At 36.5% G+C, this 22,323-nt stretch carries 20 protein-coding genes; 15 read left to right on the top strand and 5 right to left on the bottom strand.

All coding sequences use genetic code 11. The annotated features are described in order from the left end of the window. Positions 1 to 12 precede the first annotated feature (12 nt). Positions 13 to 915 carry a fumarylacetoacetate hydrolase family protein gene (locus G8Y84_RS05675; protein WP_037572227.1) on the top strand — a complete coding sequence of 301 codons (903 nt, stop codon included), beginning with the start codon at positions 13 to 15 and terminating at the stop codon, positions 913 to 915. Positions 916 to 1,167: 252 nt separating this feature from the next. Further along, positions 1,168 to 1,557, top strand: a complete 390-nt coding sequence (locus tag G8Y84_RS05670) for a YisL family protein (RefSeq protein WP_037572226.1) — start codon at positions 1,168 to 1,170, stop codon at positions 1,555 to 1,557. A 147-nt stretch (positions 1,558 to 1,704) separates the two neighbouring features. On the opposite strand, the gene G8Y84_RS05665 is transcribed toward G8Y84_RS05670, so the two are convergent. Together G8Y84_RS05665 and G8Y84_RS05660 are read right to left on the bottom strand one after the other, a co-directional pair. Then, a complete protein-coding gene (locus tag G8Y84_RS05665; protein ID WP_105996721.1) occupies positions 1,705 to 3,027 on the bottom strand; it encodes a CoA-disulfide reductase in 1,323 nt (440 codons plus the stop codon). 2 nt (positions 3,028 to 3,029) lie between these two features. Next, positions 3,030 to 3,866 (bottom strand): Cof-type HAD-IIB family hydrolase, encoded by an 837-nt coding sequence (locus G8Y84_RS05660; protein ID WP_037572223.1) that lies wholly within the window; start codon positions 3,864 to 3,866, stop codon positions 3,030 to 3,032. A gap of 112 nt (positions 3,867 to 3,978) precedes the next feature. Between G8Y84_RS05660 and G8Y84_RS05655 the strand changes: the two genes are divergently transcribed. Continuing rightward, positions 3,979 to 4,287, top strand: a complete 309-nt coding sequence (locus tag G8Y84_RS05655; protein WP_037572221.1) for a metal-sulfur cluster assembly factor — start codon at positions 3,979 to 3,981, stop codon at positions 4,285 to 4,287. 225 nt (positions 4,288 to 4,512) lie between these two features. Then, positions 4,513 to 7,122 carry an ATP-dependent chaperone ClpB gene (clpB, locus tag G8Y84_RS05650; RefSeq protein ID WP_037572219.1) on the top strand — a complete coding sequence of 870 codons (2,610 nt, stop codon included), beginning with the start codon at positions 4,513 to 4,515 and terminating at the stop codon, positions 7,120 to 7,122. Positions 7,123 to 7,257: 135 nt separating this feature from the next. Here clpB and G8Y84_RS05645 read toward each other — a convergent pair whose 3' ends face one another. Beyond that, complete coding sequence (locus G8Y84_RS05645) at positions 7,258 to 7,458, bottom strand: DUF2929 family protein (RefSeq protein ID WP_037572217.1); 201 nt, start codon at positions 7,456 to 7,458, stop codon at positions 7,258 to 7,260. Positions 7,459 to 7,608: 150 nt separating this feature from the next. On the opposite strand from G8Y84_RS05645, the gene G8Y84_RS05640 reads away from it, so the two are divergent. Together G8Y84_RS05640 and fabF are read left to right on the top strand one after the other, a co-directional pair. Further along, positions 7,609 to 8,550, top strand: a complete 942-nt coding sequence (locus G8Y84_RS05640; RefSeq protein WP_105965167.1) for a beta-ketoacyl-ACP synthase III — start codon at positions 7,609 to 7,611, stop codon at positions 8,548 to 8,550. Between the two features lie 16 nt (positions 8,551 to 8,566). Beyond that, on the top strand, positions 8,567 to 9,811 hold the full coding sequence (fabF, locus tag G8Y84_RS05635) for a beta-ketoacyl-ACP synthase II (RefSeq protein WP_105965168.1): 1,245 nt from the start codon (positions 8,567 to 8,569) through the stop codon (positions 9,809 to 9,811). A gap of 319 nt (positions 9,812 to 10,130) precedes the next feature. On the opposite strand, the gene G8Y84_RS05630 is transcribed toward fabF, so the two are convergent. Next, on the bottom strand, positions 10,131 to 10,511 hold the full coding sequence (locus G8Y84_RS05630) for a DUF3899 domain-containing protein (protein WP_037572210.1): 381 nt from the start codon (positions 10,509 to 10,511) through the stop codon (positions 10,131 to 10,133). A 246-nt stretch (positions 10,512 to 10,757) separates the two neighbouring features. Between G8Y84_RS05630 and opp3b the strand changes: the two genes are divergently transcribed. The 5 genes from opp3b (at position 10,758) to G8Y84_RS05605 (ending at position 16,462) form a co-directional block, all read left to right on the top strand. Further along, positions 10,758 to 11,684: an oligopeptide ABC transporter permease gene (gene opp3b, locus G8Y84_RS05625; protein ID WP_037572207.1), complete on the top strand. Its 927-nt coding sequence runs from the start codon at positions 10,758 to 10,760 to the stop codon at positions 11,682 to 11,684. Further along, positions 11,684 to 12,745 carry an oligopeptide ABC transporter permease gene (opp3C, locus tag G8Y84_RS05620; RefSeq protein ID WP_037572204.1) on the top strand — a complete coding sequence of 354 codons (1,062 nt, stop codon included), beginning with the start codon at positions 11,684 to 11,686 and terminating at the stop codon, positions 12,743 to 12,745. Before opp3b ends, opp3C begins: the two co-directional genes overlap by 1 nt. 14 nt (positions 12,746 to 12,759) lie before the next feature. Continuing rightward, entirely contained in the window at positions 12,760 to 13,833 is a 1,074-nt protein-coding gene (locus tag G8Y84_RS05615; protein ID WP_037572201.1) for an ABC transporter ATP-binding protein, read from the top strand. Then, entirely contained in the window at positions 13,833 to 14,771 is a 939-nt protein-coding gene (locus G8Y84_RS05610; protein WP_037572198.1) for an ABC transporter ATP-binding protein, read from the top strand. Before G8Y84_RS05615 ends, G8Y84_RS05610 begins: the two co-directional genes overlap by 1 nt. Before the next feature lie 65 nt (positions 14,772 to 14,836). Then, complete coding sequence (locus G8Y84_RS05605; RefSeq protein WP_233655895.1) at positions 14,837 to 16,462, top strand: peptide ABC transporter substrate-binding protein; 1,626 nt, start codon at positions 14,837 to 14,839, stop codon at positions 16,460 to 16,462. 114 nt (positions 16,463 to 16,576) lie between these two features. On the opposite strand, the gene trpS is transcribed toward G8Y84_RS05605, so the two are convergent. Next, on the bottom strand, positions 16,577 to 17,569 hold the full coding sequence (trpS, locus tag G8Y84_RS05600) for a tryptophan--tRNA ligase (RefSeq protein WP_037572193.1): 993 nt from the start codon (positions 17,567 to 17,569) through the stop codon (positions 16,577 to 16,579). Between the two features lie 304 nt (positions 17,570 to 17,873). Between trpS and spxA the strand changes: the two genes are divergently transcribed. From spxA to pepF, 4 genes are all read left to right on the top strand, one after another. Beyond that, positions 17,874 to 18,269, top strand: a complete 396-nt coding sequence (gene spxA / locus G8Y84_RS05595; RefSeq protein ID WP_037572189.1) for a transcriptional regulator SpxA — start codon at positions 17,874 to 17,876, stop codon at positions 18,267 to 18,269. Between the two features lie 225 nt (positions 18,270 to 18,494). Then, positions 18,495 to 19,208, top strand: a complete 714-nt coding sequence (mecA, locus tag G8Y84_RS05590) for an adaptor protein MecA (protein ID WP_105996726.1) — start codon at positions 18,495 to 18,497, stop codon at positions 19,206 to 19,208. A 198-nt stretch (positions 19,209 to 19,406) separates the two neighbouring features. Then, entirely contained in the window at positions 19,407 to 20,402 is a 996-nt protein-coding gene (locus tag G8Y84_RS05585) for a competence protein CoiA (protein ID WP_133170672.1), read from the top strand. Between the two features lie 70 nt (positions 20,403 to 20,472). After that, entirely contained in the window at positions 20,473 to 22,281 is a 1,809-nt protein-coding gene (pepF, locus tag G8Y84_RS05580; RefSeq protein WP_105996727.1) for an oligoendopeptidase F, read from the top strand. Positions 22,282 to 22,323: the final 42 nt, after the last annotated feature.

Raw genomic sequence — 22,323 nt, 5'->3', positions numbered from 1 at the left:
AGCTGATTATGAATGAAATTTTTATCATTCAAACACAATGGTGAAACGTCATTTGGCGTAAAAGTAAAACGTGAGGAAGCCGCATGGGATTTAACAAAAGTATTTGCTGACTTTGCGGAGGGTGATTTTCATCCAAAAACGTTACTACAAGGATTACAACAGAATCAAACGATAGAATTCCAAGAACAGGTGCGTAAAGCGGTGGTTGCCGCAGAGGATAGTGGTCGTGGTGATGACTATAAAGTAAAATTTACTGATATTGAATTTTTACCTCCTGTTACCCCAACGAACAATGTAATTGCTTTTGGTCGCAACTATAAAGCACATGCTGAAGAATTGAATCACGAAGTCAATCGTTTATATGTGTTCACAAAAGCGGCTTCATCTTTAACAGGAGATGAAGCAACAATTCCAAACCATAAAGATATTACAGACACATTAGATTATGAAGGTGAACTTGGTGTAGTTATCGGAAAATCAGGAGAAAAAATTCCTAAAGGTTTGGCGTTAGACTATGTCTATGGATATACCATCATCAATGACATTACTGACCGTACGGCTCAAAAAGCACACGATCAGGCATTTTTATCAAAAAGTTTAACAGGCGCATGCCCTATGGGACCTTATATCGTGACGAAAGATGAAATGCCAACACCAGAAAACGTGAATATCGTGACTAAAGTGAATAATGAAATTCGTCAAGATGGAAATACATCACAAATGATTTTAAAAATTGATGAACTCATTGAAGAAATTTCAAAATATGTTGCGTTACATCCAGGTGATATTATTGCAACGGGAACACCTGCAGGCGTAGGTGCGGGAATGAACCCACCTCAATACTTACAACCGGGTGATGAAGTAAAAGTCACTGTGGATAATATTGGAACATTAACGAACTATATCGAAAAATAAGTAAAAGCTCAGTCTTTACTTCGGATGAACTGTCTACAAAGTTGTCTTTGTAGGCAGTTTTTTCGTGATTATTTTTGAGAAAAAGGGATTGTTATTGTTAGTGTTACCCCTCGTTGATTTATTGTATAATGTTGAACAATGTGAAAGAATTTTTTCTCTTTGTTTGAAGGTCTATAAGAACGGTTATTTAAATGAATGAATACATGAAATGTGGTACAATTAATAAAGTTATGTATAAAAGGAGGGGTCATAGTGGTCTTAATTAATCTTCACATTATTAGTTGGATTATTTTACTCATTTTATTTTTTGCGGTATATGAAAATTTTTCCAGCAAACAAGGTCCAACACCATTATTCAAACCATTACATATGGCGACACGTTTATTCATGCTTTTAGTATTAATTACAGGTTTTTGGCTCGTTGCGAATGCTTTCACAAGTTCTGGTGCCAATCATATGTTATTAACATTAAAGATGATTTTAGGTATTGCGATTGTAGGCTTAATGGAAGTGACAATTGCACGTAAAAAACGTAAAGCCTCAAGTCGTGGATTATTTATTGCAACGTGGGTTGTTGCGTTGATTACGATTATTCTTGGTATTATTTTACCTTGGGGTCCATTGACGCAGTTATTTCATTAATTTACTCATGAGAAATGGCTTTAAAAAATGCCATAAAAAAGAACGCGTTGGGTTACTATTTCCCAATGCGTTCTTTTTACATTCAATGAGAAGTGTAATCTCATCGTAAAGCGCGTTACATGTTTCGTCTTTCAATAACAACTAAGTTTAAGGTCTTGCTTTGTAGCCTAACATATTAATCGCATCTTTAGGATGGCTATATGGCGGCGCGTAAGCCACTTCAAATTCAGTAAGATCATCTATTGTTGCCCAGTGCATCATCGCCATAGTGAGCACATCAATTCGTTTATCTGCACCTTGTTTTCCTACAGCAACGGCACGCAATAATTTTCGACTTGTCTTTTCATAATAAGCTCTCAAATGAAGCGTACTATTATTAGGGTAATAGCCAGCATGCGCCGTTTGGTTGACGTTGACCACCTCATAATCAAAATGTTTTAACTCATGAGGCGCAATTCCAGAACTTGTTAAAGTATAATCGAAAAACTTAACGATATTTGCACCGAGAAACCCTTTGAAAGTAATATTGGAATTACCGGCAAGTTGTTCGGCAATAATACTTGCGCCTCGATGGGCACCCCAAGCTAATGGGACATGTGCAGGTAAATCAACATGACGGTAATGACTCGTCGCGATATCACCTAAGGCGTACACGTTAGGCACATTTGTTTGAAAACGTGCATTTACTGGAATATAACCTTTGTCATCAAGATGTATGCCTGAGTCCTTTAAGAACTCTGAATTCGGTTTTACACCAATGCCTGTAATAATCAAATCGTAGTCTTCTTGGAGACCAGAAGTGAACGAGACCGTGTTGCCCTTTATTGCCTTTATTTCTTCATTTAATCGGTAAGGAATCTCTCTTTCTTTCAATGAATCAAAAATAACTTGATTCATATCTTGATCCATATGTTTATTAATTGCTTCAGAACGATGGATTAACGTCGGTTTTAATCCTCTTTCATACATATTTTCCAATACTTCTAAACTGACATAACCGCCGCCTACAATGAGTACACGTTCGACACGATGATCATTGATATAATTTTCAATCGCATCCGTATCTTCCATATTACGTAACGTGAATAAATGGGGGACGTCGAAATTTAATCGATGAGCACGTGCACCTGGACTTAAAATGAGGGTATCATAGTGATCTGTAAAAATATCCCCAGTTTGATGGTTTTTAACTTGTACCGTGTTTTTAGCACTGTTAACAGCAATGACTTCATGTTTTAAATAAACATCAATATTTTTCTTTTCTTTAAAATCATTTGGAGTAATCGGTAACATATCGTCACGTGACTTAATCACATGACCTAAGTAGTAAGGTAACCCACAATTTGCAAAGCTCATATCTCGGTCCTTTTCATAAACGTTAATTTGAGCAGAGGCATCTAATCGGCGCAATTGACTCGCAGCCGTTGCGCCACCTGCAACAGCACCTACAACAATTACTTTTTGTGTCATTTTTAATCCTCCTTGATGTCCTTATAAGATAAGTTAAGTTGAAAAAAATCATTCAAGTAGAGACCGATGCCGTCTTCGTTATTTGAAGCGGTTGTCTCTTTAGCGATGTGTTTGAGTTCAGGAATGGCATTCTCCATTGCGACACCGTGTTTTGCGTATTTTATCATCTCAATATCGTTGTCTTCATCACCAAAAGCAATAATATGTTGACGTTCAATGTTTAAATAATCTTTGACTATATCAATACCTACTGCTTTACTAATGCCTCGTTTAACGATTTCGATAACAGGAAATGGGGCACCCCAACGGCGATGTTCGATATTTTCAGCATAAAACCGTGTTAATGTTTGTTTAATACGAGGAATCTGATGTTCCTTCGCTTCAATGAGAAGACTTGTCGGATTTTCATGAAGTAATGTTCTTAAATCGCCAACTTCAATGTGAGCATCACCCATGCTAAAGCCTTCAAAAAGGTTTTCATCATAGCGATCTAAATACACGCAGTCTTTGACTTCAGCGATAATATTTTGTACTTCCATTTCTTTCAAAGTTTCAATAATACTTGATGCAATCCCTTCATCTAAACGCGCATGTTGCATGGGAAATTGTGGATCTTTAGGATGGTGTACGTATGCGCCATTAAAATTCACAATAGGTGTATCCATTTCAAGTTCATGATAATAGCGTTGACTCGCTCGAAATGGCCGACCAGTAGAAATCATGATGGCATGGCCTTTTGCCTGTAATGTTTTTAAGACTTTGAACGTATAGGGGGTAATTTCTTTTGCATCGTTTAATAAAGTGCCATCGAGATCGAGGCAAATCAAATGTTGTTTCATAAATGTCTCCTTATGCACGAGTTTCAATGTAAACTTATCATAGCATTTTATTGTTCTCGTGTCTGAATTTTGATATATTGAGAGTAGTTATTAATTAGAAGAGGTGAATCTCATGGAAGAGGCTTTAAAAGATAGCATATTAGGCGCTTTGGAAAATGTTATTGACCCCGAATTAGGGATTGATATCGTAAACTTAGGCCTTGTATATAAAGTGGATTTAGATGATGATGGCCTTTGTACTGTTGAGATGACTTTAACTTCTATCGGTTGTCCACTTGGGCCACAGATTGTTGATCAAGTCAAAACAGCGTTAGGCGAATTGCCAGAAATTAAAGACACAGAAGTGAACATCGTATGGAATCCACCATGGAATAAAGATATGATGTCACGTTATGCCAAAATAGCATTAGGCGTTAGCTAATATTGAATGAAAAGAACTTCCTTTAATTGCAAAGGGAGTTCTTTTTATACCGTGTGATGTTTGAATTTGAAATGAACGGTTATTGTTATATGCGGAAAAAATGAATAATAGTCAAAAAAAGTCAAACTTATAGGTTGCAATCATTAACGCGAGTGAGTATAATATAATTAAGGTCAAAGAAAGTCAAAGTCAAATGACCTATGTTAAATAAAGGAGTGAGACATTTTGGATATTAATCAAATGACACATTCTATTCAAAATGCGCTTCAAAAAGCCATTGAATATGCAAAAGAATATCACTTAACCAATGTAGAAATAGAAGCGGTTCTAAAAGCTGTTTTAGAACAACCTGAAAGTTTATATCAAAGTATTTTAGAGCGTGCAAATATTGACACAGAAGCCTTAGACAAAGCTTATACGGATAAGTTATCACGTTATGCGACTGTAAAAGGGGATAACGTGCAATATGGACAATATTTAGGCACGAAAACAAATGAATTATTTAATAAAGCTGAACAGTTTATGGGTGAATATGAAGATAGTTATATTTCGATGGAGCACGTTTTAAGAGCGGCAATGGAAATAGATGAAACCACACAACAAGCTGTGAACCATAAAAAAGAAGTCATTATTGAAATTATAAAAAAAGTGCGAGGAGGGAATCATGTGACAACACAAAATCCTGAAGTAAATTATGAGGCATTAGCTAAATACGGTCGTGATTTAGTCGAAGAAGTGCGTAAAGGGAATATGGACCCTGTTATCGGCCGTGATGAAGAAATTAGAAATACCATTCGAATTTTAAGTCGAAAAACCAAAAATAATCCAGTACTTATCGGTGAACCTGGGGTCGGTAAAACGGCCATAGTGGAAGGTCTGGCTCAACGTATTGTTAAACGAGATGTACCTGATTCACTCCTCGATAAAACAGTATTTGAACTTGATTTGAGTGCGTTAGTTGCAGGTGCAAAATATCGTGGTGAATTTGAGGAACGTTTAAAAGCAGTATTAAAAGAAGTTAAAGAGTCTGAAGGACGTATTCTGTTATTTATTGATGAAATCCATATGTTAGTTGGCGCAGGTAAAACAGATGGTGCAATGGATGCAGGAAATATGTTAAAACCTATGCTTGCGCGTGGCGAACTCCACTGTATTGGTGCGACAACGTTAAATGAGTATCGTGAATATATTGAGAAAGATTCAGCCTTAGAACGCCGTTTCCAAAAAGTGAACGTTAAAGAGCCGAATATTGAAGATACAATTTCAATCTTACGTGGTTTAAAAGAACGTTATGAAGTTCACCATGGTGTACGTATCCAAGACCGTGCATTAGTTGCAGCTGCTGAACTTTCAAATCGTTATATTACAGACCGTTTCTTACCAGACAAAGCGATTGACCTTGTCGATCAAGCTTCAGCTACGATACGCACGGAAATGGGTTCTAATCCAACAGAACTAGACCAAGTGAATCGTAGAGTAATGCAATTAGAAATTGAGGAAAATGCGCTTAAAAAAGAATCAGATGAAGCGAGTCAAATGCGTTTAAAAGAATTGCAAGAAGAACTTGCAGAAGAAAAAGAAGTGCAAGCCCAATTACAATCTCGTGTAGAAAAAGAAAAAGAAAAAATTGCTAAAGTTCAAGAAAAACGAACAGAACTAGATGAAAGTCGGAAAGCATTAGAAGATGCAGAAAACAACTATGACTTGGAGAAAGCAGCAGAATTACAACACGGTAAAATACCGCAACTTGAAAAAGAATTAAAAGAACTCGAAGCCTCTTTCCAAGAATCACAAGGAACTGATAGCGATCGTATTATTAGAGAGGTCGTTACGGATGAAGAAATTGGAGAAATTGTGAGCCAATGGACAGGAATTCCAGTCTCAAAACTTGTCGAAACAGAACGTGAAAAATTGTTAAACCTCTCTGATATCTTACATGAGCGTGTGGTAGGTCAAGAACGCGCGGTTGACTTAGTCGCTGATGCTGTTGTGCGTGCACGCGCAGGTATTAAAGACCCAGATCGACCTATTGGATCATTTTTATTCTTAGGTCCAACTGGGGTAGGTAAAACAGAATTAGCAAAATCATTAGCATCCACTTTATTTGATTCAGAACGTCATATGATTCGCATCGATATGAGTGAATATATGGAAAAACACGCTGTTTCACGATTAATCGGGGCTCCTCCAGGTTATGTCGGTCATGATGAAGGCGGACAATTAACAGAAGCCGTACGTCGTAATCCTTATTCAGTTATTTTGTTAGATGAGATTGAAAAAGCCCATTCTGACGTATTTAACGTCTTGCTTCAAATTTTAGATGATGGTCGTTTAACAGATTCAAAAGGTAGAAGTGTGGACTTTAAAAATACAATTATTATTATGACAAGTAATATAGGTTCACAGATTTTACTTGATCGTGTTAAAGATACCGGTGAAATTACTGAAGACACTGAAAAAGCAGTAATGGATAGTTTACATGCTTACTTCAAACCGGAAATTTTAAACCGTATGGACGACATTGTCTTGTTCAAACCATTGTCTGTCGAAGATATGCAATTGATTGTCGATAAAGTACTAAGAAACTTAAATATGAGATTAACAGATCAACGCATTACATTAGAATTGACAGATGAAGCGAAAAAATGGATGGGTGAAACAGCTTACGAGCCACAATTTGGCGCACGTCCATTAAAACGTTTTGTTCAACGACATGTTGAAACACCTTTAGCACGTATGATGATTAAAGAAAATCTTCCAGAAGGCACAAAAGTTTTCGGAGATGTTCATGAAGGTGAAATCGAATTTAAAGTCGAAAAACCAAATGAAGCATAAATATCATAAAAATTGTTTTATAGTGTAATAGCGAATTAGGAGTTACCTCCTAGTTCGCTATTTTTACGCAAAAAAAACTGTCAACAATATGTATTGTCAACAGTAGACATTAAGATAATCATGTGATTTCGAAATTTAGTTGTGATGGTCATTAACAGGATGGTTCGTATCAGGCTTCATTGCGATATCAATTAATACCACAACGCCTACCATGATTGCAGCTAAAACGATTGGAGCGATAAAACTAATCGCGCCGCCTCCATTTAAGCTGTTAAGCACGAAATTGACCATCTCTAATAAGAGTACCGCCCAAAAAAATGTGAAAAAGTATTTCATTGCGATATGCCTCCAATTTTTCTGATATTTCTATTATAATTGTCTTATATCATTTTGTATAGTCGTCACAGTATATGACTTGTCATTTTTGTTAGCCTTATGGTAAATTATTACCTGGTATTAAAAATAAATGAAGAAGGTGTTCAAACCATGAATGTAGGTATTAAAGGATTTGGCGCATACGCACCTGAACGTGTGGTGGATAATGCGTTTTTTGAATCATACCTTGATACATCAGATGAATGGATTTCCCAAATGACAGGGATTAAAGAACGTAGATGGGCTAAAGAGGATGAACATACATCAGATTTAGCATATGAAGCCAGTGTCCGTGCGATTGAAGACGCAGGCATTGATAAAGAAGACATTGACATGGTAATCGTAGCGACATCCACAGGAGACCATCGTTTTCCGACTGTCGCAAACATGTTACAACACCGATTAGGTCTTAGTAAAGTGGCATCTGTAGATCAACTTGCGGCATGTACAGGTTTTATGTACGGCCTTGTGACTGCGAGATCTTTTGTTTTATCTGGGGACTATAAAAATGTACTCGTTGTAGGCGCAGACAAATTATCTGGAATTACAGATTTAGAGGATCGCTCAACGGCAATTTTATTCGGCGATGGCGCTGGAGCGGCTATTATTGGCGAAGTATCGGGCAACCGTGGTATTCTAAGTTATGAGTTAGGTTCTGACGGAATCGGAGGTAAATACTTATATCAAGATCAAGAGACCGATTTTATCCGAATGAATGGACGTGAAGTATTTAAATTTGCGGTACGCATTATGGGAGATTCGTCTTTACGCGTAGTCGAAAAAGCGCATTTACAGCCAGAAGACATCGATTTATTCGTACCGCATCAAGCGAATATTCGTATCATGGAATCTGCAAGACAAAGATTAGATATCCCGAAGGAAAAAATGAGTGTGTCGGTAGATAAATATGGCAATACATCAGCGGCATCCATACCGTTAAGTATATCTGAAGAGTTAGAAGCTGGTCGAATTCAAGACGATGATGTACTCGTGTTAGTTGGCTTTGGAGGCGGATTGACATGGGGATCACTTGTGATTCGATGGGGTAAATAATAGAGGAGGAACATGAATGACTAAAAAACAACGTGTCGTAGTTACAGGTTTAGGGGCATTATCTCCAATTGGAAATGATGTACCTACGATGTGGGATAACGCTTTAAAAGGTGTTAACGGAATCGATAAAATTACGCGCATTGACACAACACCTTATAATGTGCACATTGGCGGGGAACTCAAAGACTTCGATATTGAAGCAAATATCCCTAAAAAAGAAGCGCGTAAAATGTCACGTTTTACACAATATGCTGTAGTCGCTGCACGACAAGCAGTGAAAGATTCTGGATTAGTGATAGATGAAACGAATGCCAACCGCGTTGGTGTATGGATTGGCTCAGGTATCGGGGGTATGGAAACATTTGAAGAAGCCCACGACTTGCTTAAAGAAAGAGGACCCCGTCGTGTAAGTCCGTTCTTTGTACCTATGTTAATTCCAGATATGGCGACTGGACAAGTCTCTATCGATTTAGGCGCGAAAGGTCCAAATGGTTCAACAGTGACAGCTTGTGCGACTGCAACAAATTCCATTGGTGAAGCGTTCAAATTTATTGAACGTGGCGATGCGGATGCGATGATTGCTGGAGGCACAGAGGCACCGATTACACATATGGCCATCGCTGGATTTAGTGCGAGTCGTGCATTATCCACAAATGATGATATTGAAACAGCATGTCGCCCATTCCAAGAAGGCCGTGATGGTTTTATTATGGGTGAAGGTGCAGGGATTTTAGTACTTGAATCTTTAGAATCGGCACAGGCCCGTGGCGCAAATATTTACGCTGAAATTGTAGGCTATGGATCAACAGGTGATGCGCATCATATTACTGCCCCAGGTCCAGATGGTGAAGGCGGCTCACGTGCAATGGAAGCAGCAATGAATGATGCAGGCATTCAACCAAGTGACATTCAATACTTAAATGCGCATGGCACAAGTACGCCTGTCGGTGACTTATTTGAAATTAGAGCCATCAAAAAAACATTTGGTGAAGCGGCAAAATCACTTAAAATCAGTTCTACAAAATCAATGACAGGACACTTATTAGGTGCAACAGGTGGCGTAGAAGCGATTTTCTCTGTGTTGTCAATAAGAGACAGTAAAATTGCGCCAACAATTCATGCGGATAACAATGACCCTGAAATTGATTTAGACATTACACCAAATAAAGCTGTAGATTGCGAAATTAATTATGCGATGAGTAATAGTTTAGGTTTCGGTGGACATAATGCGGTATTAGTCTTTAAAAAATATAACCAATAAATAAAATCTCAAGACTTGCTATAGAATAGGTGAATATTTCTATAGCAAGCCTTTTTGTATGTTATTGATTAATTATACAAAACTGTTCTTTTTAAAAGTACATTATGGTAACTAAAGTGAAGAGATAAAAAAGGAATTCTCACATATATAATAGTAGAAACACGTCAAATTTAACTCCCTCAATGCTTTTTGGGGCAACATCTTTGACTTAATAAGATCAGCAGACGAAAAAATAATAAAAGGATTTTTTATAAAACTAAAAAACAGGTGTCTTTTTAGAGGAGACATCTGTTTTTTGTATATGCATATATTTGTATAGTTAATGTACCGTAAAAGCCATTAAAAAGGAGAGTAGTATGTAAAAAACATGCATAAGTAATGCAGGCTTAATCCAAGATTGTACGACATAATGAGATTTTTTGGGTTGTTTCGGGTTAAAGAACTCATCGGATTCATAGTGTTTTTTATCTTTACTGCGCATTAATTGATACTTAAAACGCCGAAATCCAAAACTTGTCACATCAAAGATGCCTTCCTGAATAATAAGCAATGTGAATAGTAAGATTGAAAAAATAATGGAAAAGGTAAAAAATAAATTTATGAAATGGGTCCAAGTATGCGTACTTAAGAGCCATGAAAAAAGTGTAAGTGCTGGGGTGATTATAATATAAATCCATGATTGATTAGTGAGACGTGGCATAATGTCATTCCTTACTATTTGTTTTCATCATTGTAACCTACTACTCAATTAATTTGAAGTTATTTAAGAGGATATAAATAATTTTTAATGAAAAGAAATATAGATTTAAAGCTACTTCTCCCTTAATTCCTTTATCACTGTAAATTGAAATGATATTGATTAATTCGGAGCCTTGTGATTATAATATTATTAATATTTCTGAAAATTTTGAAGGGAATGTTAATTAAACACAAGGGGGTTTGTAGGATGCTTAAGTATACTTTAAAACGATTGTTATATATGGTTATTTCACTATTTATCATTATTACAATCACGTTTTTTCTTATGAAGTTGATGCCTGGATCACCGTTTAATGATGAAAAATTAAGCGAAGAACAAAAAACGATGTTGAATGAAAAATATGGTTTAAATGATCCATTACCTATTCAATACGGCAACTATATGGCGAATGTCGTTAAAGGTGATTTTGGTAACTCTTTCCAATATGATAATCAGCCCGTTTGGGATTTGATTAAACCGAGATTAGTGCCATCTTTTCAAATGGGGCTTTTTTCTATGGTGATAGGGGTTATTGTCGGTCTGTTTTTAGGGGTTATCGCAGCCACACGACAAAATACATGGGTTGACTATCTCGCCACCTTTATTTCAGTTATTGCTATTTCTGTGCCATCCTTCGTTTTAGCAGTATTGCTACAATACGTTTTTGCTGTACGTCTCCAATGGTTTCCAGTGGCAGGATGGGAAGGTATTTCCACTGCAATTTTACCTTCATTAGCATTATCAGCTGTCGTTATCGCAACAGTAGCACGTTATATTAGAGCAGAAATGATTGAAGTGTTAAGTTCAGATTACATATTATTAGCTCGAGCAAAGGGGAATTCGACGAGCCGCGTTTTATATGGCCACGCATTACGAAATGCACTTATTCCAGTCATTACGATACTCGTTCCGATGCTTGCAAGTATTTTAACAGGGACTTTAACCATTGAAAATATTTTTGGTGTTCCTGGACTAGGGGATCAATTTGTACGTTCAATTACTACAAATGACTTTTCTGTGATTATGGCCATTACTTTATTGTTCAGTACACTATTCATTGTTTCCATTTTTATTGTCGATATTCTATATGGTCTTATCGACCCTAGAATCCGTTTGCAAGGGGGTAAAAAGTAATGACGAAAGAAGAACGTATTTTACCTAAAGACGATCATTCAGGTGCGACAGTCGCTCAAACGGCAGGGATTATGCATGAAGACTTTGTGCGTACAGGGGCACCTGATAGCAGCGAACAAGATTTTCAAAGAGAAGGACGTACGTTTTGGCAAGATGCTTGGTCACAATTAACACGCAACAAACTTGCGGTTGTAGGGATGATAGGGTTAATTATTATCCTCATTTTAGCAATTGTAGGTCCACTCATAAGTTCGCATGATTATGCAGAGCAAGATGTCGAACGTCGTAACTTGCCTCCGAAAATTGCTGTTTTAGATCAAATTCCATTTTTACCTTTTGATGGAGAAGGCATTGACGGTAATGCTTACGATAAAGCGCACGTCAAACAAAACTTTTGGTTTGGAACAGATCAACTAGGACGTGACATTTGGACAAGAACTTGGCAAGGTGCACAAGTTTCGTTATTTATTGGGTTAGTGGCGGCGTTACTAGATATTTTCATTGGTGTAATTTACGGTGCGATTTCTGGTTATTTTGGAGGCCGTGTTGATGATATTATGCAACGTATCATTGAAATCATCTCATCCATTCCAACACTCATCGTTGTTATTTTATTCGTCTTAATATTTGAACCTTCCATTTGGACAATTATTTTAGCGATGGCCATTACAGGTTGGATTGGAATGAGTCGTGTTGTACGTGGAGAATTCTTAAAATTGAAAAATCAAGAATTTGTCTTAGCTTCACGCACATTAGGGACGTCGAATTTAAAGTTAATTTTTAAACATATTTTACCAAATACATTAGGAGCTATTATTGTAACTTCTATGTTCACAGTACCTAATGCGATTTTCTTCGAAGCATTTTTAAGCTTTATCGGTATTGGTGTTCCAGCACCACAAACATCATTAGGTTCACTTGTCAATGAAGGTCGCGCAATGTTATTGATTCATCCGCACCAACTATTTATTCCGGCTTTCATTTTAAGTTTATTAATTTTATTCTTCTACCTATTCAGTGATGGTCTAAGAGATGCATTTGACCCTAAAATGAGAAAATAAAGGAGGTATGGCACATGTCAGAACGCGTGATTGAAGTCAATGACTTGCATGTCTCCTTTGATATTGAGGTCGGAGAAGTGCAAGCTGTTCGAGGTGTAGATTTTTATTTAAACAAAGGGGAAACGTTAGCTATTGTGGGAGAATCCGGTTCAGGAAAATCTGTCACAACAAAAGCGATTACGAAGCTTTTCCAAGGGAAGTCGGGTCGTATTAAACAAGGTAGCATCATTTTTAATGGCGAAGACTTAACAAAAAAATCGGAAAAAGAATTGATGAAATTACGAGGAAAAGAGATTTCGATGATTTTCCAAGATCCGATGACATCACTTAATCCAACAATGAAAATAGGAAAGCAAGTGATGGAACCGATTATTAAACATATTGGTTTAAGTAAAGCAGAAGCGAAACAACGCGCAATTGAGTTGTTAGAACTTGTCGGTTTAAAACGTGTGAAAGAGCGTTTTAACGCATATCCACATCAATTTTCAGGAGGACAACGTCAACGTATTGTCATTGCACTGGCACTTGCATGTGAACCTAAAGTTTTAATTGCAGACGAGCCTACAACAGCGTTAGATGTTACGATGCAAGCACAAATTTTAGACTTAATGAAAGAATTACAACAAAAAATAGATACTTCTATTATTTTCATTACACATGATTTGGGAGTTGTCGCAAACGTAGCAGACCGAGTAGCCGTAATGTATGGTGGACAAATGATTGAAACAGGCGATGTTGATGAAATATTTTATGATCCCAAACATCCGTATACATGGGGGTTATTATCTTCCATGCCAGATTTAGAAACTGAAGGGTCAACTGAACTTCGGGCGATTCCGGGATCGCCACCAGATTTAGTTCATCCGCCAAAAGGGGATGCATTTGCCGCACGTAGCGAGTATGCATTGGCGATTGACTTTAAAGAAGCGCCGCCGTGGTTTAAAGTATCACCGACCCACTATGTTCGTTCTTGGTTGTTAGATGAGCGTGCTCCAAAAGTAGAGCCTCCAGAATTGGTAAAACGTAAACAGCGTCCAATGCCGAACAATTTTGCGAAACCAGAACGCGTAGAAAGGGTGTCGTTTTAATGGCTGAAAAAGATATTTTAGTGGAAGTTAAACATTTAAAACAGTATTTCAACCAAGGAAAACGGAATGAAGTCCGTGCAATTGATGACATCTCGTTCGATATTTATCGAGGAGAAACATTTGGCCTTGTTGGAGAATCCGGCTCAGGGAAATCAACAACAGGTAAGGCCATTATTAAACTCAACGATGTGACAGAAGGTCAGGTGCTTTACGAAGGGGTTAATATTCAAAGTATTAAAAAACGTAAAGATTTGCTTCAGTTTAATAAAAAAATCCAAATGATTTTCCAAGATCCGTATGCTTCATTAAATCCAAGATTAAAAGTTATGGACATTGTGGCTGAAGGTATTGATATTCATGGTTTAGCGAAAGATAAAAAAGACCGTAAAAAACGCGTCTATGACTTACTAGAAACAGTAGGACTTCGTAAAAGTCATGCCAATCGCTATCCCCATGAGTTTTCGGGTGGACAACGACAACGTATCGGTATTGCTCGTGCTTTAGCGGTAGAACCAGAATTTATTATTGCGGATGAGCCTATTTCGGCACTGGATGTATCGATTCAAGCCCAAGTCGTTAACTTGATGCGAAAACTTCAACAAGAACGCAATATTACGTTTTTATTTATTGCGCATGATTTATCGATGGTGAAATATATTTCAGATCGAATTGCAGTTATGCATTTAGGGAAAATTGTCGAATTAGGGCCCGCAGACGAAATTTATAATCACCCATTACATCCTTATACAAAATCGTTATTGTCGGCTGTTCCTCAACCAGATCCAGATAGCGAACGTACACGAAAACGTTTTGCGTATGAAGGAGAAAAGAATCCAGATGCGCCACGTGAATTAAAGGCCTTCACACCCAATCATTACGTCCTTGCGACAGAAGAAGAGTTTCAAGAATTCACTCAAAATAACGGTTTACATGTATAAAACAAAGGAAGGGGGAAATGCAATTGAAAATCGCAAAACATAAAGTCAAACTACTCGGGGCAATCATGAGTTCAGTTATTGTATTATCTGCATGCGGTAATGCTGAAGGGATTTATGATGAAAAAGGGCAAGTATTTCGAAAAGTGATTCCTCAAGATATGGCGTCATTAGACCCTGCTAAAGTAACGGATAATGTAAGTTTTGATAAATTTAGCCAAGTTTATGAAGGTTTATACACAGCAGGAAAAAATGATAAAGCTGAACCGGGCGTTGCACAAGGAGACCCTGAAATTACGAATGGAGGTAAAACTTGGACGATTCACTTACGTAAAGATGCCAAATGGTCAAATGGAGATCCAGTCACTGCCCATGATTTTGAATATGGATGGAAACGTGTAGTTGACCCTAATACGGCTTCAGAATATGCGTACATTATGTATGATTTAAAAAATGCAGAAGCGATTAATATGGGGAAAAAAGATGTGGATGAACTAGGGGTAAAAGCGATTGACGACCATACTCTCCGTTTTGAACTCACTAAACCGATTCCTTATTTTAAAGAAATGCTCGCATTTGCTACATATTTACCACAAAATGAAAAAGTTGTTAAAAAATACGGGGAACGCTTCGGAACATCTGAGGAAAAAAGTGTTTATAATGGGCCATTCAAAGTGAAAGATTGGGCCGTTGAAGATAAAATTATTTTAGTGAAAAATGATAAATATTGGGATAAAGACGTGGTGAAACTAGACAAAGTCAATTATAAAGTTCTAAAAGATGGTCAAGCTGGAGCGTCACTTTATGATACAGGTTCAGTAGATGATACGACAATTTCTGCAGAACAAGTGGATAAATATAAAGGGGATCCTGCATTGAAAAAACGTCTTCTTGCCTCAACATTCTACTTGAAATTGAATCAAGATGAAGTCCCAGAGTTTGAAAACAAAAATATGAGACTTGCTTTTTCGCAAGCCATCAATAAAAAAGATTATGTAGATTCTGTATTGAATAACGGTTCTAAAGAAGTGGATGGATTCACTGCTAAAGGAACTGCAGATGCACCTAATGGCAAAGATTTTACAGATCAAATTAAATCCCCATTGAAATACGACCCTAAACAGGCTAAAGAGAATTACAATAAAGCTAAAAAAGAACTAGGTAAAGATAAATTCACTTTCACGTTGAACACAGAAGATACTCCAGCGTCTAAAATTTCAGCAGAGTTTATTAAATCTCAAGTTGAAACCACGTTACCAGGGGTTACTGTTAAAATCCAACAATTACCGTTTAAGCAACGTATTGCACGTGAACAAAGTGGAAATTATCAAATTTCACTTTCAGGTTGGGGACCAGATTACCCGGACCCAATGACGTTTCTTAATATTATGACAACAGGTAATTCGTCTAATAATACAGGTTGGAGTAATAAAGAATATGATAAAATGCTTGAAAAAGCGAATGGCGAATTATTGCAAAAACCTGAAGAACGAAATCAAACGCTTGTAGATGCAGAAGAGTTATTGCTTAATGAAGCACCGATTGCGCCAGTTTATCAAAAAGGGGAAGCACATTTAACGAATCCACAAGTGAAAAACCTACAATATCATAATATCGGTGGAGATACATCATTAAAGTACACTTATATTGATAAATCTATCGATCGTGAGACAGGTAAAAAGAAAAAAGAATAATACCTCAAATGACTTCCTTTTGAATAATAAGGATTCAGATGGGAGATAGTACCTAGTTAAAATAGAAAGCCATCAAAATTTATCTAAGCATAAATTTTGATGGCTATTTTGATATTATTTTCGTTTGCGGCCAAGGCCCATCGCTTTTTCCATTTTCTTTAAAGTTTTAAAAGATGTACGGTGCGCTTTGTCACGGCCTTCATCTAGAATTTCATCGAGACGTTCTGAGTTGTAAAATTCTTCATATTTAGCTTGGAAGTCAGTTAAAAATTGTTCCACGACTTCAGCAAGATCTCCTTTAAATTTACCGTAGCCCTCATTGGCATATTGTACTTCTAAATCTTTAATAGATATTCCAGATAAGCTTGAATACATCGTAAGTAAATTTGAGATACCTGGTTTATTCTCTTTATCAAATTTAACAGTTCCCTCTGAATCTGTTACAGCACTTTTGATTTTTTTAGCAGCTAAACGAGGTTCGTCAAGTAACGAAATAAAGTTTTTTTGGTTATCATCACTTTTACTCATTTTCTTCATCGGATCTTGTAAACTCATAATACGTCCGCCCACTTTTGGCATTTGTATTTCAGGTTTTGTTAAAACATCATTATAGCGACTGTTGAAACGATCTACGAGGTTACGTGTTAATTCGATGTGTTGCTTTTGATCATCCCCAACAGGAACAATGTCTGTATTATATAAAATGATGTCTGCTGCCATTAATGGGGGATAAGTTAATAAACCGGCAGGAATACCATCATTTTGTTTTTGCGCCTTATCTTTAAATTGTGTCATACGTTCGAGTTCGCCAATGGAGGAAATGGTCGTTAACATCCAACCGGCTTGAACGTGTGCAGGAACCTCAGATTGAATGAATAACGTAATCTTATCCGGATTAAGGCCAGAAGCTAAATAAATCGCGGCAAGTTGACGTGTTTGTTGTCGCAATTTTAAGCGATCCTGAGGCACCGTGATTGCATGTTGATCAACGATGCAGAAATAGCACTCGTAATCATCTTGGATTTCAACAAACTGTTTTAATGCACCGATATAGTTGCCAATTGTGGGAATACCACTAGGTTGAATGCCTGAGAATAATGTTTTCATATGAACAATGCCTACTTTCTTTCGTGTTTATCAATACTATTGTAACAGTATTTTCTAAGTTTGTAAGTTATGTTATGATAAGTATTAGGAAATGGTAGAAATAAGTCTCATACTAAAGACTGATTATTTAAAATAAATACTATTTTTACAGATTTCTCATTTAATTTTAATGTTGTTTGGCTATAATAGATATATAGCGTTAGACAGACAGAAAAAAGATTTGAATTGTTTTAGCTTATATTAATCAGTCAAACTTGAACGTTAAATTTTAATGAATTTTTATTCAATTAGGAGAGTGAGATGTATGGTAACATTATTTACTTCACCAAGTTGCACATCTTGCCGTAAAGCGAAAGCATGGTTACAAGAACATGACATTCCGTATACGGAGCGAAATATTTTTTCTGAACATTTAACTTTAGATGAAATAAAACAAATTTTAAAAATGACAGAAGACGGTACTGATGAAATTATCTCTACACGTTCTAAAACATACCAAAAATTAAACGTAGATATCGATTCTTTACCTTTACAAGATTTATATGGCATCATCCAAGATAACCCTGGCATTTTACGCCGTCCGATTATTTTAGATGATAAACGTTTACAAGTAGGATACAACGAAGATGAAATTCGTCGTTTCTTACCACGTAAAGTCCGTACGTTCCAATTGCAAGAAGCGCAACGTATGGTTGATTAATTTAAACTTTATAAATCTATTTAGATAATGTTTTCGAGTAACGTCGGTTTGCGTTGCTCGTCTTTTTTTATATATACGAACTATTTAAGCTCTTTTTTTAAGTATGATATACTGAATTTAAAGCGTTTTTCAAATGATTGTAGTATTCAAACAAATGGATTGTATTTTTCTAATTTGTCTACTACAATAGGATTACTATTCATCGACTGTAAGGAGTGAGATGATATGAGAATAGAACGCATTGACGACATGACTGTAAAGTTGTTTATCACTTATAAAGATATAGAAGCACGTGGATTTAGACGTGAGGACTTATGGACGAACCGTAAACGTGGAGAAGAGTTTTTCTGGTCAATGATGGAAGAAATTAACCAAGAAGAAGATTTTGTTGTTGAAGGCCCTTTATGGATTCAAGTACACGCTTTTGAAAAAGGGGTAGAAGTGACGATTTCTAAGTCTAAAAATGACGAATTGATGCAAATGTCTGAAGAAGATAGTGCCTTAGATGAGTTTGATAGCCAATTAAACGATTTACTTTCTCAATCGTTGAAAGCTCATTCAAGCGAAACACAAGAAGACGATTTAGATGAAAGAGAGACTACTCAAGCGACACGTCGTTCATCTCAAATGACATCACTTCAATCTAATACACTCATCTTTAAATTTGATGATTTAGAAACTTTAATTGCTTACGCACATCAAAATAATCAAAAATTAACACAATACGAAGATTTATTGTATATGTTTAATGACACTTACTATTACATGGTTCATTTTGACCAAGAGGTGACAGAAGAAGCCATTCATGATTTTTATGGACAAGTGCTTGAATATGCATCACCTACAGATAAAACTGAAGTATTTTTAAACGATTATGCTAAAATTGTAATGAGTCACAATGTTACTGAACAAGTGAAACGTTATTTTCCAAATAAGTAATACAGTCTAAAAGGTGTACGACCATTCTGAGGATGGTCGTGCTTTTTTGTGTCCTTGGCTATACGGATGGGTTAATTTAAGGAGTTAGGTAATTATGGATCGCTTAACTCCTTTTTGTGGTGGCGCATAATTTCTTGTATATTGATAAGTATTTTGAAATTAAGTTAAGCAATAAAAAGTAATTTAAGAGGATGAGGCGTGTATCTTTATGAGGTGAAGTTGATGTTAACAGCGATGAACGAGAATAATGAACAAGTTTCAGCAAGACAAGCCTCTCGGCTAGAGTGCTACTATTGCCCGATTTGTAAAGAACGACTCATATTACGTCAAGGTATAAAAGTGACGCCGCATTTTGCACATCCCTCCGGTCAAATCCATTTAAAACATAAAGGTGGAGAAACAGAACAACATTTAAAAATGAAACAAGGACTTTTTGAGAAGTTGGCACAGCATTATGAACATGTTTGTTTAGAACCTTACTTATCCACTATTTGCCAAATTCCTGACATTACAATAAACAATCAATGGGCAATTGAAATTCAACTAAGCCCTATAGATGTAGAGACCATGCAAGTGAGAACAGCAGGGTTACAAAGTTTAGGATACAACGTCGTTTGGGTAACGGAGGTTCCCAAAAAGAATAAAGGAAGTTACTATTTCACTCAACGTCATCAAACGAGTATCATTCATCAAACACGTACCTTATATTGTATTGATGCAAAAACTTTTATCCCCCATAAAATCACACAGTTAACCCCGATTGCCTCGAAAACATTTCAAGGTGAAATAATCCCAATTCCTTTTGAACAGTGGCTAGAGGATATGAGTGACCCTTCAAAATCAATACCTCCTATAAGAAAACTTTCGCAATATTTTATTGAAAGATATATTGCATATTGTCGACGTAAAAATAGCGTTTTAGAACCCCATTTATCTCTGATGTATCAATTACAATTATCTGATGAACAAGTTTGTAAACTGACGGGTTTTATATTTCCAGAACAACTCTACTTTCTCACACATCCTGTCTATTGGCAGCTGACTGTTTTGAAATCTCTTAAAGGAGGTTCCATTCCTCATCAAGCCGTTCGCAAAATGCTCCAACCTAGATATTTTGCGCATCAAAATGTGGATTATCAACGTATGATGCAGACGATGGTTCATGCTTACATGAAATTATTACGTGTGACATAGTTAAAAAGTGCATTCTGAATTTAAAAATGAGAAAATAGCTATAATATCATCTTTAGAGGAGGAATATGAAATGGCACAACAACTAACGAGAGCAGAACAAGAACAACAATATCCTGAATATACTTGGGACTTAACGACAATTTTTGAAAATGATGCTGCTTGGGAAGAGGCTTTCAAAAAAGTAGAAAGTTATCTCGGCCAAGAAGAAGCTTTTAAAGGGCATTTAGGTGACGATGCAGAAACTTTGTACAAAGCGTTAAGTTTAGAAGATGAAATCGAAACTGAACTTGAGGAAGTTTATGTTTATGCGCATTTGAAGCAAGATGAAGATACAGCAAACGATAAGTATACGGGCTTTGAAGCACGGGCGCATCAATTGGCGATTAAATTGAGCTCAGCATGGAGCTTTTTAGTTCCGGAGTTATTACAAATTGATGAAGGGCGTTTACAATCTTTTGTTTCATCTCATGAAGGTTTAAAGCGTTATGCATTTGATATTCAATTAATTAATGAACAACGCCCACATGTCTTAGATGCGGATAAAGAAAAACTTTTGACGGAAGCACAAGATGCGCTCTCTACAGCAAGTAATGTGTTTAGTATGTTTGATAATGCAGATTTAACATTTGAAGATGTGACAGATAAAGAGGGATGTCAACACCCGCTCACGCAAGGCACATTTATCAAATATTTAGAGTCAGACGACCGAGAATTAAGAAAATCGGCATACAACAATGTTTATAAAGCTTATGGGGCTTATAACAATACTTTAGGGGCGACACTTGCTGGAGAAGTGAAAAAGCATGTTTTCAATGCGCGTGCCCATCACTACAAAACAGCACGTGAACAAGCTTTAAGTCGTAATCACATTCCGGAAGAAGTTTACGATAACCTTGTGAAAACAGTGCACAAATACTTACCTTTACTGCATCGTTATACTAAACTCCGTCAAACATTGCTCGGATTAGATGATCTTAAAATGTATGATATGTATACGCCGATGGTCAAAGATATTAAATTTGAGATGCCTTATGATGAAGCAGTAGAGTGGATGTTAAAAGGACTCGCACCGATGGGTGAGGAGTATCTTAACGTGGTTAAAGAAGGTTTAGCAAATCGTTGGGTCGATGTTTACGAAAACAAAGGTAAACGTTCTGGTGGTTACTCTTCAGGAGCGCATAAAACGAATCCTTTTATTTTACTCAATTGGTCTAATACTGTTTCAGATCTATATACCTTAGTGCATGAATTTGGCCATTCTGCGCATAGTTATTTTAGTCGTAAATATCAACCATCCAATCAAAGTGACTATACCATCTTTGTTGCAGAAGTGGCTTCTACATGTAATGAAGCACTACTCAGTCACTATATGGATCAACATTTAGACGATAAACGACGTTTACTCTTATTAAATCAAGAGTTGGAACGCTTTCGTGCCACATTGTTCCGTCAAACAATGTTTGCAGAATTCGAACATAAAATCCATCAAATTGAAGAAGCGGGAGAGCCATTAACTGCAACTCGTATGAATGAAGAATATGCTAAGCTCAACCGCCAATATTTTGGAGATACAGTTGAAACAGACGAAAATATTAGTAAAGAATGGTCACGCATTCCGCATTTCTACATGAATTATTATGTTTATCAATATGCTACGGGATATAGCGCTGCACAAAGTTTAAGTCATCAAATTTTAACGGAAGGGCAGCCGGCGGTTGAAAGATATATTAATGAATTTTTGAAAAAGGGAAGTTCAAATTATCCAATTGAAATATTGAAAAATGCTGGTGTTGATATGACAACACCTCAACCTATTGAAGATGCATGTAAGGTATTTGAAGAGAAATTAGACGCTTTTGAAAAATTAATGAAAGCTTGAAACTAGTGTATCTGTTTACAATTTGACGGATTTGTGAAAACT

Source organism: Staphylococcus sp. 11511212, assembly GCF_011394755.1.
GTDB classification, from domain to species: Bacteria; Bacillota; Bacilli; order Staphylococcales; family Staphylococcaceae; genus Staphylococcus; species Staphylococcus chromogenes.
This window is presented reverse-complemented; position numbering and strand designations above follow the sequence as displayed.

What these genes read in the sequence shown, in the direction of transcription:
- G8Y84_RS05675 (WP_037572227.1), top strand. Translation starts at nt 13, where the DNA reads ATGAAATTTTTATCATTCAAACACAATGGTGAAACGTCATTTGGCGTA.
- G8Y84_RS05665 (WP_105996721.1), bottom strand. Translation starts at nt 3,027, where the DNA reads ATGACACAAAAAGTAATTGTTGTAGGTGCTGTTGCAGGTGGCGCAACG.
- G8Y84_RS05660 (WP_037572223.1), bottom strand. Translation starts at nt 3,866, where the DNA reads ATGAAACAACATTTGATTTGCCTCGATCTCGATGGCACTTTATTAAAC.
- G8Y84_RS05655 (WP_037572221.1), top strand. Translation starts at nt 3,979, where the DNA reads ATGGAAGAGGCTTTAAAAGATAGCATATTAGGCGCTTTGGAAAATGTT.
- G8Y84_RS05645 (WP_037572217.1), bottom strand. Translation starts at nt 7,458, where the DNA reads ATGAAATACTTTTTCACATTTTTTTGGGCGGTACTCTTATTAGAGATG.
- G8Y84_RS05640 (WP_105965167.1), top strand. Translation starts at nt 7,609, where the DNA reads ATGAATGTAGGTATTAAAGGATTTGGCGCATACGCACCTGAACGTGTG.
- fabF (WP_105965168.1), top strand. Translation starts at nt 8,567, where the DNA reads ATGACTAAAAAACAACGTGTCGTAGTTACAGGTTTAGGGGCATTATCT.
- G8Y84_RS05630 (WP_037572210.1), bottom strand. Translation starts at nt 10,511, where the DNA reads ATGCCACGTCTCACTAATCAATCATGGATTTATATTATAATCACCCCA.
- opp3b (WP_037572207.1), top strand. Translation starts at nt 10,758, where the DNA reads ATGCTTAAGTATACTTTAAAACGATTGTTATATATGGTTATTTCACTA.
- opp3C (WP_037572204.1), top strand. Translation starts at nt 11,684, where the DNA reads ATGACGAAAGAAGAACGTATTTTACCTAAAGACGATCATTCAGGTGCG.
- G8Y84_RS05615 (WP_037572201.1), top strand. Translation starts at nt 12,760, where the DNA reads ATGTCAGAACGCGTGATTGAAGTCAATGACTTGCATGTCTCCTTTGAT.
- G8Y84_RS05610 (WP_037572198.1), top strand. Translation starts at nt 13,833, where the DNA reads ATGGCTGAAAAAGATATTTTAGTGGAAGTTAAACATTTAAAACAGTAT.
- G8Y84_RS05605 (WP_233655895.1), top strand. Translation starts at nt 14,837, where the DNA reads ATGAGTTCAGTTATTGTATTATCTGCATGCGGTAATGCTGAAGGGATT.
- trpS (WP_037572193.1), bottom strand. Translation starts at nt 17,569, where the DNA reads ATGAAAACATTATTCTCAGGCATTCAACCTAGTGGTATTCCCACAATT.
- spxA (WP_037572189.1), top strand. Translation starts at nt 17,874, where the DNA reads ATGGTAACATTATTTACTTCACCAAGTTGCACATCTTGCCGTAAAGCG.
- mecA (WP_105996726.1), top strand. Translation starts at nt 18,495, where the DNA reads ATGAGAATAGAACGCATTGACGACATGACTGTAAAGTTGTTTATCACT.
- pepF (WP_105996727.1), top strand. Translation starts at nt 20,473, where the DNA reads ATGGCACAACAACTAACGAGAGCAGAACAAGAACAACAATATCCTGAA.